17 protein-coding genes are annotated in these 16,761 nt (G+C 68.3%); 11 read left to right on the top strand and 6 right to left on the bottom strand.

Annotation, left to right across the window (positions count from 1 at the left end; translation table 11 throughout):
- Positions 1–32 precede the first annotated feature (32 nt).
- The gene (locus PIB44_RS07395; protein ID WP_278070906.1) at positions 33–533 is read left to right on the top strand and encodes a hypothetical protein; all 501 of its coding nucleotides are present in this window, start codon (positions 33–35) and stop codon (positions 531–533) included.
- 34 nt (positions 534–567) lie between these two features.
- Here PIB44_RS07395 and PIB44_RS07390 read toward each other — a convergent pair whose 3' ends face one another.
- The 3 genes from PIB44_RS07390 to PIB44_RS07380 form a co-directional block, all read right to left on the bottom strand.
- A complete protein-coding gene (locus tag PIB44_RS07390) occupies positions 568–1,329 on the bottom strand; it encodes a peptidase (protein ID WP_253121747.1) in 762 nt (253 codons plus the stop codon).
- A gap of 49 nt (positions 1,330–1,378) precedes the next feature.
- Positions 1,379–2,365, bottom strand: a complete 987-nt coding sequence (gene fni, locus PIB44_RS07385; protein ID WP_278070905.1) for a type 2 isopentenyl-diphosphate Delta-isomerase — start codon at positions 2,363–2,365, stop codon at positions 1,379–1,381.
- A 62-nt stretch (positions 2,366–2,427) separates the two neighbouring features.
- Positions 2,428–4,377 carry a PPC domain-containing protein gene (locus tag PIB44_RS07380; RefSeq protein WP_278070904.1) on the bottom strand — a complete coding sequence of 650 codons (1,950 nt, stop codon included), beginning with the start codon at positions 4,375–4,377 and terminating at the stop codon, positions 2,428–2,430.
- Between PIB44_RS07380 and folD the strand changes: the two genes are divergently transcribed.
- From folD to PIB44_RS07355, 5 genes are all read left to right on the top strand, one after another.
- Positions 4,337–5,260 (top strand): bifunctional methylenetetrahydrofolate dehydrogenase/methenyltetrahydrofolate cyclohydrolase FolD, encoded by a 924-nt coding sequence (folD, locus tag PIB44_RS07375; protein WP_278070903.1) that lies wholly within the window; start codon positions 4,337–4,339, stop codon positions 5,258–5,260. The genes PIB44_RS07380 and folD overlap by 41 nt on opposite strands.
- A gap of 140 nt (positions 5,261–5,400) precedes the next feature.
- Positions 5,401–6,081 carry a LemA family protein gene (locus PIB44_RS07370; RefSeq protein WP_253121763.1) on the top strand — a complete coding sequence of 227 codons (681 nt, stop codon included), beginning with the start codon at positions 5,401–5,403 and terminating at the stop codon, positions 6,079–6,081.
- A gap of 8 nt (positions 6,082–6,089) precedes the next feature.
- Entirely contained in the window at positions 6,090–6,950 is an 861-nt protein-coding gene (locus PIB44_RS07365; RefSeq protein WP_278070902.1) for a TPM domain-containing protein, read from the top strand.
- On the top strand, positions 6,950–7,633 hold the full coding sequence (locus PIB44_RS07360) for a TPM domain-containing protein (RefSeq protein WP_318035487.1): 684 nt from the start codon (positions 6,950–6,952) through the stop codon (positions 7,631–7,633). The genes PIB44_RS07365 and PIB44_RS07360 overlap by 1 nt, the downstream gene beginning before the upstream one ends.
- 70 nt (positions 7,634–7,703) lie before the next feature.
- Positions 7,704–8,450: an endonuclease/exonuclease/phosphatase family protein gene (locus PIB44_RS07355; RefSeq protein ID WP_278070900.1), complete on the top strand. Its 747-nt coding sequence runs from the start codon at positions 7,704–7,706 to the stop codon at positions 8,448–8,450.
- On the opposite strand, the gene PIB44_RS07350 is transcribed toward PIB44_RS07355, so the two are convergent.
- The gene (locus tag PIB44_RS07350; RefSeq protein WP_278070899.1) at positions 8,435–9,913 is read right to left on the bottom strand and encodes a phospholipase D-like domain-containing protein; all 1,479 of its coding nucleotides are present in this window, start codon (positions 9,911–9,913) and stop codon (positions 8,435–8,437) included. The genes PIB44_RS07355 and PIB44_RS07350 overlap by 16 nt on opposite strands.
- A gap of 153 nt (positions 9,914–10,066) precedes the next feature.
- Between PIB44_RS07350 and PIB44_RS07345 the strand changes: the two genes are divergently transcribed.
- From PIB44_RS07345 to PIB44_RS07335, 3 genes are all read left to right on the top strand, one after another.
- Positions 10,067–10,258, top strand: a complete 192-nt coding sequence (locus tag PIB44_RS07345; RefSeq protein ID WP_029972408.1) for a hypothetical protein — start codon at positions 10,067–10,069, stop codon at positions 10,256–10,258.
- Between the two features lie 145 nt (positions 10,259–10,403).
- A complete protein-coding gene (locus tag PIB44_RS07340) occupies positions 10,404–12,956 on the top strand; it encodes a tipN (protein ID WP_278070898.1) in 2,553 nt (850 codons plus the stop codon).
- A gap of 90 nt (positions 12,957–13,046) precedes the next feature.
- On the top strand, positions 13,047–13,646 hold the full coding sequence (locus tag PIB44_RS07335) for a hypothetical protein (RefSeq protein ID WP_278070968.1): 600 nt from the start codon (positions 13,047–13,049) through the stop codon (positions 13,644–13,646).
- Here the strand turns inward: PIB44_RS07335 and PIB44_RS07330 are convergent.
- Positions 13,632–14,801, bottom strand: a complete 1,170-nt coding sequence (locus tag PIB44_RS07330) for an MFS transporter (RefSeq protein ID WP_278070897.1) — start codon at positions 14,799–14,801, stop codon at positions 13,632–13,634. The two genes, PIB44_RS07335 and PIB44_RS07330, sit on opposite strands and share 15 nt — an antisense overlap.
- Positions 14,802–14,848: 47 nt before the next feature.
- On the opposite strand from PIB44_RS07330, the gene PIB44_RS07325 reads away from it, so the two are divergent.
- Together PIB44_RS07325 and pip are read left to right on the top strand one after the other, a co-directional pair.
- The gene (locus tag PIB44_RS07325) at positions 14,849–15,220 is read left to right on the top strand and encodes a DUF423 domain-containing protein (protein WP_025976794.1); all 372 of its coding nucleotides are present in this window, start codon (positions 14,849–14,851) and stop codon (positions 15,218–15,220) included.
- A 24-nt stretch (positions 15,221–15,244) separates the two neighbouring features.
- Positions 15,245–16,216, top strand: coding sequence for a prolyl aminopeptidase (gene pip / locus PIB44_RS07320; protein WP_278070896.1), 972 nt, complete (start codon positions 15,245–15,247; stop codon positions 16,214–16,216).
- A 31-nt stretch (positions 16,217–16,247) separates the two neighbouring features.
- Here pip and PIB44_RS07315 read toward each other — a convergent pair whose 3' ends face one another.
- Positions 16,248–16,736: a DUF6173 family protein gene (locus tag PIB44_RS07315; protein ID WP_278070895.1), complete on the bottom strand. Its 489-nt coding sequence runs from the start codon at positions 16,734–16,736 to the stop codon at positions 16,248–16,250.
- Positions 16,737–16,761: the final 25 nt, after the last annotated feature.

The raw sequence follows: 16,761 nt of genomic DNA, 5'->3' as shown, positions 1-16,761 counted from the left end.
GTAATCAACGCGAATGCAGGATGCCGCCGATCATGAGCAGAAGCGCCGTCATTTTGGCCTCCGCCGCCCTGGTTCTGACCGGACTGGGGGCGGCGGGCTGGGCCGTCTGGAACTCCACCTCGGCCGCGCACGGCGGGCGTGCGCCCGATTCCGGCGTGACGGTCGAGGTCGTGCCTCCGATCGAGCCCGACCTGCCGCCCGGCTCCATCATGGCCGTGGGCGAGTTGCGCGACGGATATGAACACGATGCCGAGCGCGTCGCGGCCCTTTCCAGCGAGGACGCGCCCTATGTCGAAAGCGCATGGCTGGAACTGACGCCGGAACCGTCGCAGCCGCCCTACTATGACACGCTGGCCGATCATGGCCCGCCTCTCTCGTCCCGACCGGCGCCGGAGCTGGACCGCGACGACTACGGCTTCGGCTTCGATACGCCACAGCCGGACTACGCCGCCGAACGCGCCGCGCGTCAGTCGGCCCTGCAGGATCGGCCCCCGTCCCAAGCCCGGCCCGCGGCCGAAGAGATGTTCTATTGAAAAAGGCCCCGGTTTCGCCGGGGCCTTTTGCGCATCACCGCATGGTGGTGACGGAAACGGTGTAGTCGCCTTCCTGCGCCGAACTGAGGCTGTTGGCGCGGAAAGAATAGGAACCGGGGCGCAGGGTCTCGGTGATCAGGGCGCTGGTCCCGCCGCCGCTGTCGTCGTCGGCGGCCAGGCTCTCGCCATCGCACTGCGGCCCTTCGTGCAACGACAGGTAGGCGTCGAACTGCGCCGAATCCATCCGGATCGACACATTGCCCCGGGCGCCGATGTTCAGGGCATAGCAGTCGTAGAAGGAGCCGTCGTCGGCCTGACGGTCGCTGAACTCCAGACGACCCTGGCGGCTTTCACCAACCGAGATCGGCACGATCTGGGTGGTCGGACGCAGGCGCTGGCCTTCCGACACAGTGAGGCGGAACGACCCAGTTTCGCCTTCGCTCAGGGTGTTGGCGCGGATGATCCAGTTCCCGCCGTTCGAGATGAAGCGCAGTTGCGAGTCGGTGCCCATGTCCGGCCCGTCGTCGTTCGTCACCGAGGTCTCGTCGCAGTCGGTCCCGGCGCCGGCCATCAGATAGGTGTCGAAATCGGACGAGCGCAGAGTCACCGTATAGGCCTGACCGGCTTCGGTCTGGATCACGTAGCAGCGATAGTGCGAACCATCGTCCATGCGCGCGTCCTTGGCGCTGAAGTTCCCGTTCACGGTCTGCCCCGGCCGGATGGAGCTCTGGGCAGCCGCAGCGCCGGCCAGAATCAGCGAGGACGCCAGAACCGACGTCATCAACACAGCGCGCATGGGAATCTCCTTGGGTGCGACGCAAAAATACAGGGCGGAAATGCCCCGCTCAGGCGACAAGAAGCAACGAAACTCGTTTCAGCGCCGCTAAATTTGAAGCGTTGACGCAGAAACACACGGTACGCAGCTGCCTTATGACCAGTTGGAACTGGTCAATGACGGCCTCGGTCGAGACGGTCGCGGCCTGAATCACGCCTGAGGCCATGCCCACCATGTCGGCGCCCAGGCGAATCGCCTTGGCCGCGTCCACCCCGTCCCGGACCCCGCCCGACCCGATCAGCAGAGCGTCCGGCAGGGCGTTGCGCGCCTCGGCCAGGGCGCGGGCCGTCGGTATCCCCCAACCGGCGAAGGCCAGGGCATGCGCCTTATCTGCGGGATCGGTCGCCCGTTCGCCTTCGATCAGGCCCCAATTGGCGCCTCCCGCTCCGGCGACATCCACGCCCGCCGCCCCCATGGCGATCAGGCGCTCGGCCGTAACGGCGGAGATCCCGGCCCCCGTCTCCTTGACGATGACCGGCGCGTCCAGATCGCGGATCAGGGCCTGAAGCGCCGCGCCCACGCCCCACCAGTCGCGGTCCCCCTCGGGCTGGCAGGCCTCCTGAAGAGGGTTCAGGTGAACGACCAGGGCGTCGGCGCCGATCATGTCCAGCGCCCGGCGCGCCTCGTCCCGGCCGAAGCCGCGCGTCAGCTGGGCCGCGCCGATATTGGCCAAGATCGGCGTGTCCGGCGCCTTGAGCCGGAGCGCGAAGTCCAGCCCGCCGGCCGCGCCGCCTTCCAGCGCCGCCCGCTGCGAACCGACGGCCAGCGCGATGCCTAGATGCTGGGCCGCTTCGGCCAGGCGGGCGTTGATCGCCTCAGCCCTGGCAGGCCCGCCGGTCATGGCGCTGATCAGCAGGGGCGCCTTCAGCCGCCGCCCCAGAAAATCGACGCCCAGATCGATGCGGGCGTGATCCACGTCCGGCAGGGCGTCGTGCACGAAGCGCCAGTCGTCGAACCCCGCCGAGACAGCGTGACGCCCTCCGCCCGCCAGCACCACGTCCAGATGCTGATCCTTGCGGCCCAGGATCAGGGCCGAGGCGGCGGTGTCGCTGGCGTCGGTCAGGGCTGTCGCTCCGTGATCAGCACATAGTCGCCGGTCGAGTTGGGGCTGAAGCTGCGGGCGCGCAGCACATAGGTCCCGTCGCGCGGCGCGGTCCAGCTCAGGCGGGCGTGGGTGTCGGACAGGCTGTCGTCATCCGTGTCCAGCTCGAAGTAGTCGCCGTCCTTCTCCTCGCCGACCTCGACCACCGCGTCAAAGCTGCTGGCGATCAGGGTGAAGCGCAGTTTCTCGTCGGCCTTGGCCTTGAAGCGATAGGCGTCGAAATAGACGCCTTCCTCGGTGATGCTGGCGCGCTCGCTCAGCTGTCCGCGGACGGTCGCTCCGATCAACAGGCTGCCCGGCGCAGGCTCGCCGCCCAGATCGGTCAGTTCCAGCGAGTAGAGGCCCTTGGCCTCACGCGACCACGAGCGCGCGCGCAGCACATAGTCGCCGCTCGCAGGCAGCGTGAAGATCAGGCGCGCGTCCGTCCCCTGACCCAGGCCGTCGTCGTCGCTGGCGAGCTCGCTGAAATCGTCCTCGTCCTGACCCAGTTGCAGATAGGCGTCGAAGTCGCCCGACCGCATGACAGCCTGGATCCGCTGGCCTTCGGTGCCGCTGAAGACGAAGGCGTCATACAGGCGTCCGTCGTCGTCGGTGGCGTCGCTGCTCGTCAGTTCGCCCTCGACCGCCTGGCCGAAGGCGATGGCGGAGGGCGGCGGCGGCGGCGCGATCTCCTCGATCTTGAGCGTATAGGGCCCTTCCCCGCTGGAGAAGGCGCGCGCCTCGATCAGATAGTCGCCGTCCTCGGCCAGGGTGTTCGTCAGGCGAGAGTTCAGGTCCCCGGCGCTGTCGTCGTCGCTAGCCAGGCTGTTGTGGTTGGCGTCGAACAGTTCAAGGAAGGTGTCGAACCCATCGGCCTTCATGGTGGCCGCGATGCGTTGACCGGCGCGGCCGCTGAACCGGTAGAGATCGGCCGGAGCGCCGGAGTCGCTGCTGGCGCTGTCCGGCGTCAACCGCCCGCGCGTTTCCTCCCCGACCGCGACAGACGTAGCGGTCGGTGCGGGCGGCCCCTGTTCCAACGCCAGTCGATACGTCCCCTGCGCCGAGCCGTCATAGGAGGTGGCGCGGACCAGATATTCTCCGTCCTGCGGCGCCGTGAACACCAGTCGCGCGTTCAGGCTGGACCCGCCGTCGTCATTCTCGGCCATCTGCACGAAGGCGCCGTTCACAATGCGGCCGACGCGCAGCAAGGCGTCGAAGTCATCTGATTCCAGATCGATTTTCACCCGCTCGCCCGCCGAGGCCCGGAAGGCGTAGGCGTCATAGCGATTGCCGTCGTCATCCTCGGCGATGTTGGCGCCCAGGCGGCCAGAGGCGTCACGGCCTATGGCGACGCGGCCAGGACGCGGCAGGCGAGGCGCGGCGCGCTCCTTCAACGACAGCCGATAATCGCCGGTCTCCATCCCCGAGAAGGTGCGGGCGCGCACGATATAGACCCCCGCCTCCGGCGCGGTGAAACGCAGGCGCGCATTCATATCGCCTGCGCTGTCGTCGTCGCTGGCCAGCGACTGTCGCATCGAGCCTTCGGCGTAGATTTCCAGATAGGCGTCGAAATCATCCGCCGTCATCTCGGCTTCCAGCCGCTGTCCCGCGCGCAGATTCAGCCGATAGTCGTCATAGCGATAGGCGTCCCCGCCCCGCGTGCGGGCGTCTCCCTCTTCCAGCCGCCCCCGGATGTCGTCTCCCAGCCGGGCGTCAGCGGGCGTTTGGGCGCTGGCCCCGCCAGCGACCATGAGAGCGACAGCGCTGGCCGCGGCGAACAGGGAGTAACGCATAAACACCTCTTTGCTGGCGTCATCATAGACGCCGAACCGCAGCGCCTGTAAATCGCGGCCCACGCTTTCCAGTTCCCGACCGATGGAGCCGAACATGGCTGTCGAACCCGCCCGCGCCTCCCTAATCGACGGCAAGGCCTTCTCACAGACCTTGGTGGAGCGCGTCGCAGCGGCGGCCGCCCGGCTGGAATCCGCCCACGGCGTCAAGCCCGGTCTGGCTGTCGTTATCGTCGGCGAAGACCCCGCCAGCCAGCTTTATGTTCGCAATAAGGGCGAAACGACGCTGAAGGCCGGAATGCGATCCGACACCCACCGCCTGCCGGTCGAAACGACTCAGGACGAACTGCTGGCCCTGATCGCCCAGTTGAACGCCGATGCGGGCATCCACGGCATCCTGGTGCAACTGCCGCTGCCCAAACACATAGACTCGTCCGCCGTGCTGGACGCCATCTCGCCGGACAAGGACGTGGACGGCTTCCACGTCGTCAACGCCGGGCGCCTGGCCGTCGGCCTGCCCGGCATGATTCCCTGCACGCCGCTGGGCAGCCTGATGCTGCTGAAGGATCAGTTGGGCGACCTGTCGGGGCTGAACGCGGTCATCGTCGGCCGCTCCAACATTGTCGGCAAGCCGATGGCACAACTGCTGCTGGGCGAGAGCTGCACCGTCACCATCGCCCATTCGCGCACCCGCGACCTGCCCGCCCTGTGCCGCACCGCCGACATCCTGGTGGCCGCCGTCGGCCGCCCCGAAATGATCAAGGGCGACTGGATCAAGCCGGGCGCCGCCGTCATCGACGTGGGCATCAACCGCGTCCCTTCGCGCGATCCGGTCAAGGCCGCCGAAGGCAAGACCCGCGTGGTGGGCGACGTGGACTTCAACGAGGCGGTCGAGGTCGCCGGACGCATCACCCCTGTCCCCGGCGGCGTCGGCCCCATGACCATCGCCTGCCTGCTGGCCAACACCTACACCGCCGCCTGTCGCGCGGCGGGGGTCGACGCGGAAGACTTGAATGGCTGAGGGTCGCTCCCTCTTCCCGCTCACCCGTCCGCCGGGATGAGCGGATCAAGTTGCAAAAATCCAGCCTTGAAGCGGAGCCTTTCGGCCCCGATAGTCTTTAGCGATCAGCGGTCATGAGGACCGCCCGCAGGAGCTTCTTCATGGCTGGATTTTCGCCTCGCATCGCGGCCGTCGCCGCTGTCGTCGTCCTTGCCCCCGCCGTGGGCGCCTGCGGCTACAACACGATTCCGACCAAGCAGGAGCGGGCCGAGGCCGCCTGGGCCGACGTCCAGAGCCAGTATCAGCGCCGCGCCGATCTGGTGCCGAACCTGGTCGCCACCGTTCAGGGCGCGGCCATTCAGGAACGCACCACCCTGACCCAGGTGATCGAGGCCCGCGCCAAGGCCACCAGCGTCAACATCGACGCCTCCAACCTCGATAACGCCGCCGCCTTCCAGCAATATCAACAGGCTCAAGGCGAGCTTTCCAGCGCCCTGTCGCGGCTGCTGGTGACGGTCGAGGCCTACCCCCAGCTTCAGGCCAACCAGAACTTCCTGACCCTGCAGTCTCAGCTGGAAGGCACCGAGAACCGCATCTCCGTAGCCCGCCGCGACTACAATGAGGCCGTGCGCGACTACAACACCACCCTGCGCACCTTCCCGAGCGTGATCTGGGCCAAGACCCTGCACGCCGGCTCCAAGCCCATGCAGCTGTTCACCGCCACGTCCGAGGCCCAGTCCGCGCCGAGCGTGAACTTCGACCTGGGCGCTCAACCCGGCGGCGGCGCACCTGCGACCACGCCCGGATCGACGCCGCCCGCGCCCGCCCCGGCGGCGCAGTAAGCTTGGAAATGATGTCTTCCGCCCTCGCCCGCCGGGCCGGCGTCGCGCGCGGCTTGCTCGCTGCGGTGATGCTGGTCCTCGTCCTGTGGCTGGCGGTCATGCCCAGCGCCAGTCTGGCCGCTGAAATCAAGTTCCCGACGCTGACCGGGCGGGTGGTCGACGATGCCCAGCTTTTGACGCCGCAACAGGAACAGGCGCTGACGGGCAAGCTGGCGACGCTGGAACAGCAGACCGGCGACCAGTTGGTCGTCGTCACCCTGCCCTCGCTTCAGGATCAGGAAATCGAGGATTTCGGCTACCAGCTGGGCCGTCACTGGGGCATCGGCCAGAAAGAGAACGACGGCGGCGCCCTGCTGATCGTCGCGCCGAACGAGCGCAAGGTGCGGATCGAGGTCGGCTATGGCCTGGAGGGCGTGCTGACCGACGCCTATTCCTCGCTCATCATCCGCAACGACATCTTGCCCGCCTTCCGCCAGGGCGACTATGCTGCGGGCATCATCGCTGGCGCCGATTCCATCATCGCCCAGCTGACCGCCGACCCGGCCGAGGCGCAGGCGCGAGCGGAAGAGGCCAAGAGCGCGGCGACGGCGACCGCCAAGCCCGTGATTCCCGCCGTCGTCATCTTGATGGTGTTCGCCTTCATCTTCTTCAGCATGATCGGCGCGGCGGCGGGCGGCCGCAAACGGCGCGGCGGGCGCGGAGACGGCCTGACGCCCATCCTCATCTGGGCCGCTAGCGAGGCGCTGAAAGACCGCGATCGCGGCGGAGGCGGAGGCGGAGGCTGGGGCGGCGGAGGCGGGTTTGGCGGCGGTGGTTTCGGCGGAGGCGGCGGCGGCTTCGGCGGCGGCGGCGCTTCGGGGGGATGGTGATGCAGTTCACAACAGACGACCACGCGCGGGTGACCCAGGCCATCGCCGAGGCCGAAGCGCGCACCTCTGGCGAGATCTTCTGCGTCGTGGCGCGGCAGGTGTCGTCCTATCGAGACATCAGCTTGGGCTGGGCGGCGGCGGCGGCCCTGCTGCTGCCGCTGGGGCTGATCCCGCTGGGTTTCAACGGCGACTGGCTGTCATTCGGCAGGGGCTGGGAGATCGCCCATGCGCCTGCCGCCTCGGTAGAGATCGGCCGCGCGCTGGCGGCGTATGGACTGGTTCAAGCCGGAGTGTTCGTGGCCGTTTTCCTCCTGTCGCTGATCCCCGCCGTGCGGCGACTGCTGACGCCAGCCGCCCTGCGCCGCACGCGCGTTCGCCGCGCCGCCATGCAGCAGTTCCTGGCCCACGGCCTGCACGTCACCGAGGCGCGCACCGGGGTCCTGATCTTCGCCGCGCTGGCTGATCACCAGGTCGAGGTGGTGGCGGACGAAGGCATCCATTCCTGCGTCAGTCCTGAGGTCTGGGCAGACGCCGTCGCCGCCCTGACCGGCGCCCTGCGCCGCAACCGCCCGGTGGAAGGCTTCGAACAGGCCATCAACCTGTGCGGCGGGGTGCTGGCGGAACGCTTTCCGCCCAAGCCCGCTGATCAGAACGAGATCCCCGACCGACTGGTTGTCATCTAGTCTGGCTATCAGGGCCTCGCGACCGCCGCATTGAGCCGCGACAGTCGCTGCGATTGCGGGCAAGGAATTCATGCCGAGACTTCTGACCTACAACGTCCATCGCTGCGTCGGCGTCGACCGAAAGCTGGACGTGAAACGCATCGCCGATGTCATCGCCGAGTATGAGCCTGACGTCGTCTGCCTGCAGGAACTGGATGTCGGGCGCGCCCGCACAGGCCATGTCGATCAGGCCAGCGCCATCGCTCAACACCTGGCCATGAGCGTGCAATTCCATCCCGCTATGAAGGTCGAGGCCGAGCTTTATGGCGACGCCATCCTGACTCATAGGCCAGAGCGGCTGGTGCGCGCCGCCGCTCTGCCCACCCTACGCGGCATCAAGGGGCTGGAGCCGCGCGGCGCCCTGTGGTCTGCCGTCGATTTCGACGGGGTGATCGTCAACATCCTGAACACCCACCTGGGGCTCGTTCCCCGCGAGCAGAGGCTTCAAACCGCCGCCCTGATCGGCCGCGACTGGTTGGGCGATCCGATGTGTCAGGGGCCGACCATCCTGACGGGCGACTTCAACGCCACCTCCATCACCCGCCCCTACCAAGCCTTGGCGCGCCGGCTGGACGACGCTCAGCGACGCCTGGGGCTGAGGCCTTCGATCAAAACCTTCCCGTCCAGCTTTCCGGCCATTCGCATCGACCACTGCTTCGTCAGCCGAGAGATCCGCGTGACGGGCGCCAGCACCCCGACCTCGCCTCTGGCGCGAGCGGCGTCAGACCACCTGCCTCTGGTCATCGACTTCGAGATCGAGCCTCAGCCTGGCGCCTGACCGCCCTCGGACTGCGGGCGCGTGCGATGCGAGCGGTTCAACCGCTTCCACGGCCGCCAGGCGTCGGTCGCCGCCATCGGGTCGCCGAACTGCCACTCGGCGAACATCCGCTCTACGCGCGTCGGCTCAGCGGCGCCCAGCGGCTTCATCCGCTCCTGGCCAAAGGTCTGGATCGCCTTGCCGACCGAGCCCAGCAGTGTTTCCGCCTCGGCGAAGGCCTCGCCCGAGACGCCGATGAAATGGCCCAGCGAGCGGCGGCGAAAGCGCCGGATCACATCGCGCTGCTGATCCGTCTGCGCTTCGACGGCTACATCGCATTCCGTGTCCAGCCCCATCGAGCGATTGTTCAGGTTGCTGGAGCCGATCCGCAGCAGCTTGTCGTCGATGATGGTCATCTTGGCGTGGACGATGATCCGCTCGCCCTCGTCGGTCACGGGGTAAAAGGCGGTGAAGCGGTCGTGACGGTCCGCCTGCTCCAGGCGATACAGCACCTCGGCCCGCGCCGTATCCATCGTCAGGCCGTCGAACCAGCTAGGGCTGCGCCCGGTGGAGACCAGCACCACCTCAGGGCCGTCCGGCTCGGCCAGACGTTCGGCCAGCGCCGCCGCCAGCAGGGGCGAGGTGAAATACTGGTTCTCCATATAGATCAGCGACCGCGCTTGCCGGATGGCCTGCAGGTGCAGGGCCTCGTTCTCGCGCACCTCAGATCGGCCCCGGACCTGCGGTTCCGTGCGGGATATGGCGACCGGAACATCAAGTAGCGTCGGCTCGACGCCATCGGGCCAGGCGTCGCCGTCGCGCGGCGGGGAGATTTCCAGCACCTCGCCCGTCGCCCGCCGCCAGCGTTCTCGCGCCAGGTCGCCCAGGTTCTGCGCCGCCGGTCCGTCCAGCACGCACATCACCTCATGCCTCGGGGCCGGAATGACGCCGGTCGGCTCGCACCGGCGCGGATCGCCCGAGAAATGCTCCTCGGTGTCCCAGCGATCGGTCGAGATGTCGCCGCCCCCGCAGAAGGCGATCTGATTGTCGATCACCACCACCTTCTGATGATGGCAGGCGCCCAGGATGCCAGGACCGTCGAGCCGGAACTCCACGATCCGGCGGCGGAACCACCTCTGGGCCTTGTGCGGATAGAAGCCCTGCGACGCGGCGATCAGCAGGGGCGAGCGCCAGATCAGCAGGCGTACGTCCAGGTCCGGTTTTTGCCGCACCAGGGCCTTTAACTGATGACCGATCTCGGCCCGGCGGTCGGTCAGCGGCCCCTCCGGATCGAGCCGCGTGCGGGGATCGAACTGCCAGCCCAGAATCAGGATCGACCGTTTCGCCTTGTGCAGCGCCGAGGACAAAGCGTCGAAATAGGCCTTGTTCTCCATCAGCGGCGCGAAACGATGCGCAGGCGCAGACCGCCACACGCCCGGACCTGGCTCGATCAGACTGGCTTCATAAGAACGATCTGGCCCCATGACCCTCCGATGGCCGATTCGCGTGACGGCTTGATGCGCGGCCTCTACAGCAGAGGTCGAGCGGCCGCAGATCGTTCCATTTTCGCATCAGCACGGTCAATGGCGACGCTCCTTCACTTCGCCGCATTGTCGCCGGAACCGTGATCTGTCATTATGGCCGCTATGCAAGCTCTGATCGAAATGGTGATCGGCCTCATCGCACTGCTCGCCGCAGTCGCGCTGTCGCAGTTCGGCGTCGATCTCAGCCCGACGAAGAAGTCGGACGGCGAGATCCACCGGGTCGAAAAGAAGTGCGGCGACGCCCCGTCCACCCACATTCAGGTCAACGCCCCGGCCTCCTGCTGATCCACAGCTTAGGCTCAGTGAAGCCGCTGCTTCAGACCGGATAATACGCCCTCCAGCCTTTTCGCTTCTCGTTACAGTCGTTAGGGTCGCTCCGCACACGACCTCGCCCGCGTCTCCAGGCGACCAGTAATCGAGATCGACGCCCATGAAATCCCGCCCTCGGCCGCCGCTCAACCTGACCGACCCCGAGCCCGCCCTCGAGGACGAGGCTTCCGCCGTCACGCCCGACTCGCTGGCCGATGCGGTCGCACCCGAGGCGATACCTCAGCATGCGGCGGCCCCTCCACGCCCGATGTCCGAACGTCAGCGGCGTCGCCTGGCCGAGCAGCAAGCGATCGCCGAACAGCGCGCCGCTGAGGCGGAAAAAGCGGCGCGCACCCTGGCCATCCTCGGCGAGTCCGCCGACGCGCCGCCCGCCACCGTCGAATCAACGCCCCTCACCGTGCCAGCGGCCCCTCGCAGCAAACCGGCCAAAAGCGGCGGCAATCACGCCTATCTGATCGCCGGCCTGGCCTCGGCCCTGTGGGTCGGCGGACTGGCGTCCTGGTTCGCCTATGAACTCGGCTCCGGCATGATGGAGCTGGATCCGCTGCGCCTGGCGGTCTACGCACTGATCCTGTTAGCGCCGGTCGGCCTGTCTATCCTGCTGGCCCACGCCGTGCGTCAGGGCGTCGGTCTGGCCCAGGAGACCCAGCGCGCCCGCGAGATGGCGAACGCCCTGGTCGCGCCGACGGCCCTGGCCGCCAACGAAGCCGGCCAGGTGCTGACCGGTCTGCGCGGCGATATCGAGCTGGCCGCCCAGGCTGCCGAACGCGCGCGCAACGACATGGCCCTGCTGCGCGAGGCCTTGGCCAAGGAAACCGCCCTGCTGAACGAGGCGGCCGAACGCGCCGGCGGCACGGCCCGCCAACTGACCGAAAAAATGTCGGCCGAGCGGGAGCAGATGCACGGCCTCAGCGGCCGTCTGGAAACGCAGGCCTCAAAGGTGGTCGAAACGGTCGAACGCCAGTCGCGCATGGTGGCCGACGCCTCAGACCTGGCTCAGACGCAGCTGCGTGAGGCCGAAGCCGCCCTGGCCGCCCGCGCCGCCGACCTGGCCGCCGCCGCCAGCGAGGCGCAGGACGCCGCCCGCGCCGCCGCTGACGACCTGGCCCGCCAGACTATCCGGCTTGAGACCGCCGGTACGGGCGTCGCCGAGCAGATTCAGTCGGTCGAGGAAGGCCTGGGACAGCAGCGCGCCGCCCTGGTCACCGCGGCCTACGCTCTGCGCACCGATCAGGAAGACTTCTCGGCCCAGGTGGAGAGCCAGCGCGCCCAGCTTCTGGATCACCTGTCCCAGACCCGCACCGCCGCCGACGACCTGAACCTGAAGGGCGAAGAGGCCGCCAACGCCATCAAGGCCCAGGTCGAGGCCGTGGTCGATCAGTTCCAGGCCCTGGTGCAGATGTCCCAGCGCGAGGCCGACAGCTTCGACCACGCCACCAAACTCGCCCTAGACCGGTTCGAGGCGCTGTCCGCCGACTCCCGCGACCTGCTGGTCGAAGAGACGCGCCGCGCGCTTGAGGCGCTTCAGGCCACGGCCGACGCCCAGCGTCAGGCGGCCGAGAAAGCCATCGAGCAGGCGCAGATCCGCGCCGACCGCCTGGGCGAATCCCTGTTTGACGCCGCCCAGCAGGCCGACGCCGCCGCCGAGGCGCGCATCGAGGGCGCACGCCGCATCATCGGCCAGACCGCTGAAATGGTGGACCAGACGGGCGAGCGCCTGATCGATAGCCTTCAGGCCACCCTGACCCGCGTTACAGAGGCCCTGAGCCAGGTCGAACAGGCCGTGGCCGACATGGACGAGCGCGCCAGCCGCCTGCCGCTGGAGGCGCAAAGCCGCGTGGAATCGGTTCGGGCCGCCGTCGAGAACGGCCTCACCGCCCTGAGCGCCGCCTCGCGCAAGGCGGCCGAAGACACAGAGGCGTTGGAAAGCGGCTTCCAGGAGCGCGTGCGTCGCAACTACGACATGCTGACCGAGGCCGTGCGCCTGATGGGCGCCGTATCCGGCGAAGGCGGCCGACGCCGCCCCTTGAGCCAAGCGGCCATGTCCGAGCGGTCCCCTGAGCAACCGCAGGACGGCCTGCGCGGTCGCCTGCGCCCCCAAGCCGCGCCTGAAAGAGACATCGAAGCGATCCCGGCCGCGCCGCCCGTCCGGACCGCGCAGCCGCCCCGGGATACGACGCCCGCAGCGCCGCCCCTCCGGGACGCGCCCGCCGCCGATCTGGACTGGAGCGACCTGACCGCAAGCGGCCCGGCGCTGGCGGCGACCAGCCCGGCGCCGATCGGCTCGCCCGACGAGATCGACGCCCTGGCTTCGCGCATCACCGACGCCATCCGGCGCATGGGCGTGGACCCCAACGCCCTGTTGCCGCGGCCCCGCATCGAGGAGACGGCCCAGGCGTTCGCCGCCCGCGATCCCGCGCGCGCGCGCCAGATCGTCCGCCGGGTGGCCCCCGCCGCCGTCCGCAGCGTCTCGCGCCGCGTGCTGAGCGACGACGGCTTGCGCGCCGACGCCGAAGCCTATGTCCGTGCGTTCGCCCATGGCCTAAAGCTCCAGGCCGAGCGCGGCGACGCCCATGACATTCAGGCCCGGCTGGCCACGGACGAAGGCCGCGCCTTCATGCTGCTGGACGCCGCCGTCGGCGACTTGAGCTGAGAAAACAGCTCAGGCTTGACCTCACAACGATTTTACCGGCACGCTCGCCGGACCTAGCGCCATCCCGACGTACAGGAGCCACGCCCCTTGGTGGACACGGATTCCCGCGCCCGTCCTGATCGACGCCCCGCCCTCGCCATCTGCGTGTGGAATCCGGATTACCCCACCTGGGATCTGGTCGAGGACCTGTCCGGCGAGCCTTGGAGCCCGCCGGGCGCCCGCACCCAGCCGATCCCCGGCGACAGGGACGCCCAAGCCCTGGCCGACCGTCTGATCGTCGCGCTGAAAGACCAGGACTGCGCCGGCCTGCTGCTGATCGGCCGCACCAGCCATCCCGGGCCTTTCCGCCTGCAGATGCGGGCCGAGAACCGGCGTCTGGAGGGCTCTGGCCGACTGGATGAGACCGGCCCAGGCGTGGCGCGCGTCACCGCGCCCGTGGCCGAGATGCTGCGCGATCTGACGGCTACCGGGCTGCCGGCCATCGCCGCCTCCGACGCTGAAGAGGACGCGGGCAGCTACATTCTTTACCGCTCCCTCGCCGACCTGCCGGACAGCCTGAACTCGCCCTCCATCGGCCTGCTGCGCGCGCCCGACGGCGCGACAGAAGAGGCCATGCGCACCGCTATCAAGGCCGTCGCCTCGGCGATGGCGCGTCACCTCACGCCCCTGCCCCGCTCAAGCGCGGCCTGAGCCGCCCAACCGTCGCGCCAACAGCAGTCCCGTCACTCCGCCGACCAGCGCCAGTCCGGCCATGCTGAGATAGGCGCGCGAACCAAAGGCGTCGTACAGCGGCCCGCTGGCCAGGGTCGCCAGACCGATCAGCACCCCCGCCGACAGGGCCGAGCTCAGAGTCTGCGCCGCCGTATGGCTATCGGGCGGACACAGGCGCTCGACGATCTGCACGCCCGCCAGATAGGTGGCCGCAAACGTCAGGGCGTGGAGCGTCTGCAACGGCCACAGCAGCCACAGCGGGGGCGCAAAGGCCATGACAGACCAGCGCAGCACCGCCGCCCCCGCGCCCAGCGCCAGAATGAACCAGGGCCCGATTCCCCGCCTGCGGCGCCACGGCTCGACCACCCACATGAAGCCGATCTCGACCAGGACGGAAAAGGCCCACAGCAGGCCTGTCATGCTCTCGGCCACGCCCTGCGCCCGCCACAGGATGGCGGAGAAGCCGTAATAGAAGGCGTGCGCCGCCTGCACCGCCCCCACGGCGAAGATGGCGGTCATGAACACCGGGTCCGCCGCCAGACGCCCCAATCCGCGAAACCGCTCGAACCCCGACAGCGGCCCGTCTTGGCCCACCCGTTCATCGGGCAGGATGCGCCACGCCGCCACGGCGATCAGCAACGACGCCGCCACAGCCCAAACGATCACCACATCCGCCGACATCCGCGTCAGCAGCCAGCCCATAGCGACATTGGCCACGACGAAGGCCGCCGAGCCGCACCCGCGCGGCAGGGAGAATGCAAAGCCCTCTCGTCCCGCGACCTTAAGGGTGAGCACGTCGCTGAGCGGGATCAACGCGGCCGCAGCGGTCGCCCCGATCAGCCAGAAGACGGCCCACGGGATGATCCCCTGCACCAGCCCCGCCCCGCCGTAACCCACCGCCATCGCCAGCCCCAGCAGGGCGATCGGGGTGCGCCGGCGCCTAAAACCGTCGGCCCAGACGGCGATCAACGGCCCCGTCAGCGCGCGAGCCAGCATGGGAATGGCCAACAAGACCCCGATCTGCGCTCCGCTCAGTCCCTGGCTGCGAAACCACAGTCCGGCGAACGGCAGCGTCACGCCGCTGGCGCCGAACAGGAGGATGTATTGCAAGGCCAGGCGCGGGGCGGACGTCATGGCGCGCCATAGCAGACTTCCCCCATTTTGTGGTCTAGACATAAGTGATGAGTCCCGACCGCAACCTCCTCGTCTTCGCCGGGTTCAACGGCGCCATGGCTGTGGCGCTGGGCGCCTTCGCAGCCCATGGCGCGGCGCCCGCCGTCAAAACCCTGCTGACCACGGGGGGCCAGTATCAGATGGTCCATGCGGTCCTGGCGGTGGCGCTGGCGTTGTGGAGGGGCGGCGGGCGGCTGGCGCGTCTCGCTGGGTGGCTGGCGAGCGCCGGGGGGCTGATCTTCTGTCTCGCCCTGGCCATGATCGGACTGCTCAGCCTGCCCGTCATGGGGGCCGTCGCCCCGATCGGCGGCGTCATGATGATCGCGGGCTGGTGCCTGGTGGTCGCCGCCGCCCTCAAGTCCGCACCCAACAACGCCTAGTTACAAGCAGAACAGGGTCCCAGCATGTTTTCCGTGAACGACACGTCCCGCCGTGACCTCTACCCCGAGATCGAAGCCTACGCCTCGGGCTGGATGCCGACCGACAGCGTCCACGAGATCTACTACGAGGAAAGCGGCAATCCGCACGGCGTGCCGGTCATTGTCCTGCACGGCGGCCCCGGCGGGGCGGTCAATCCGGGAATGCGTCGCTATTTCGACCCGGCCAAATACCGCATCGTCATGTTCGACCAGCGCGGCTGCGGCCTGTCGCGGCCCAACGCCTCGCTGGAAAACAACACCACCTGGGACCTGGTCGCCGATATCGAGCGCCTGCGCGAGAAGCTGGGCATCGACAAATGGGTCGTGTTCGGCGGGTCGTGGGGATCGACCCTGTCGATGACCTACGCCATCAAACACCCGGATCGCTGTCTGGCGCTGGTGCTGCGCGGCATTTTCCTGCTGACCAAGAAGGAACTGCACTGGTTCTATCAGGACGGCGCCTCGATGATCTTCCCGGACGCCTGGGAACGCTTCCTGGCCCCGATCCCCGAGGCTGAGCGCGGCGACCTGATGGCCGCCTATTACAAGCGTCTGACCGGCGACGACATTGAGGAGCGGAACCGCTGCGCCGTCGCGTGGGCCACCTGGGAAGGCGAGACCGTCAGCATCCAGGGCCCCTCGGGCAAGCCCGACAAGTTCGCCGATCCCGAGTTCGCCGTCGCCTTCGCCCGGATCGAGAACTGGTATTTCACCAATGGCGGCTTCATGGACAGCGAGAACTGGATCCTCGAAAACATCGGGACCATCCGCCACATCCCCTGCTGGATTGCGCAGGGGCGCTTTGACGTGGTGACGCCGATCTCGGGCGCCTGGTCCCTCCACCGCGCCTGGCCCGAGGCCAAGCTGGACATCATCGGCGACGCCGGCCACGCCTCGTCCGAACCCGGCATCATCGACAGCCTGATCCGCGCCACCGACTGGGCGGCGGCCCTTTAAGCCCGAAGGGCGGCTGCGTCGCGCGACACGATCAGCCCGCCGGTTTCGGGCTGGTCTTCTGCACCATCTCGTTGAGCTGGAAGCCGATGCGGCGCGCCTCGCGCTCCTCCGGCTTCTTCACCGCGCTCAGAACCACATTGATCTGGCTATAGTGCTGGATCAGGCGCACTGGCTTGCCGTCGGCGTTGCGGCCGAAAAACATGATCAGGTCCGGCCCCCAGAAGCCGACGTCCACGATCTGCATCGTCCCGTCGCCCGGCAGGCCGACCACGCGCGCGCCGATCTCCTCGTCCTTGTCGAGATTGGCCTCGAATTCCTCGATCAGCTTGGACAGGCGGACAAAGGCCCATTCCGCCGGATTATCCCGCATCCGCACGCCCTCAGCCAGGGCGGCCGCCTCGTTCTGAGGATCCGTCAGCACGGGCTGCGGACAGGGCGTGTCGCCGCAGTCCGAGAAAATGGCGGGATCGGCCTTGGGGGCGTCGGCGGCGGCTGGTTTGTCAGGCGTCTGTTCAGTCATCTGCTCAGCCTAACGCGGCCGGGCG

It is taken from the genome of Brevundimonas sanguinis (genome assembly GCF_029636725.1).
Taxonomy (GTDB): domain Bacteria; phylum Pseudomonadota; class Alphaproteobacteria; order Caulobacterales; family Caulobacteraceae; genus Brevundimonas; species Brevundimonas sanguinis.
The sequence above is the reverse complement of the archived record's forward strand: the minus strand, read 5'-3'. Positions and strand labels throughout refer to the sequence as shown.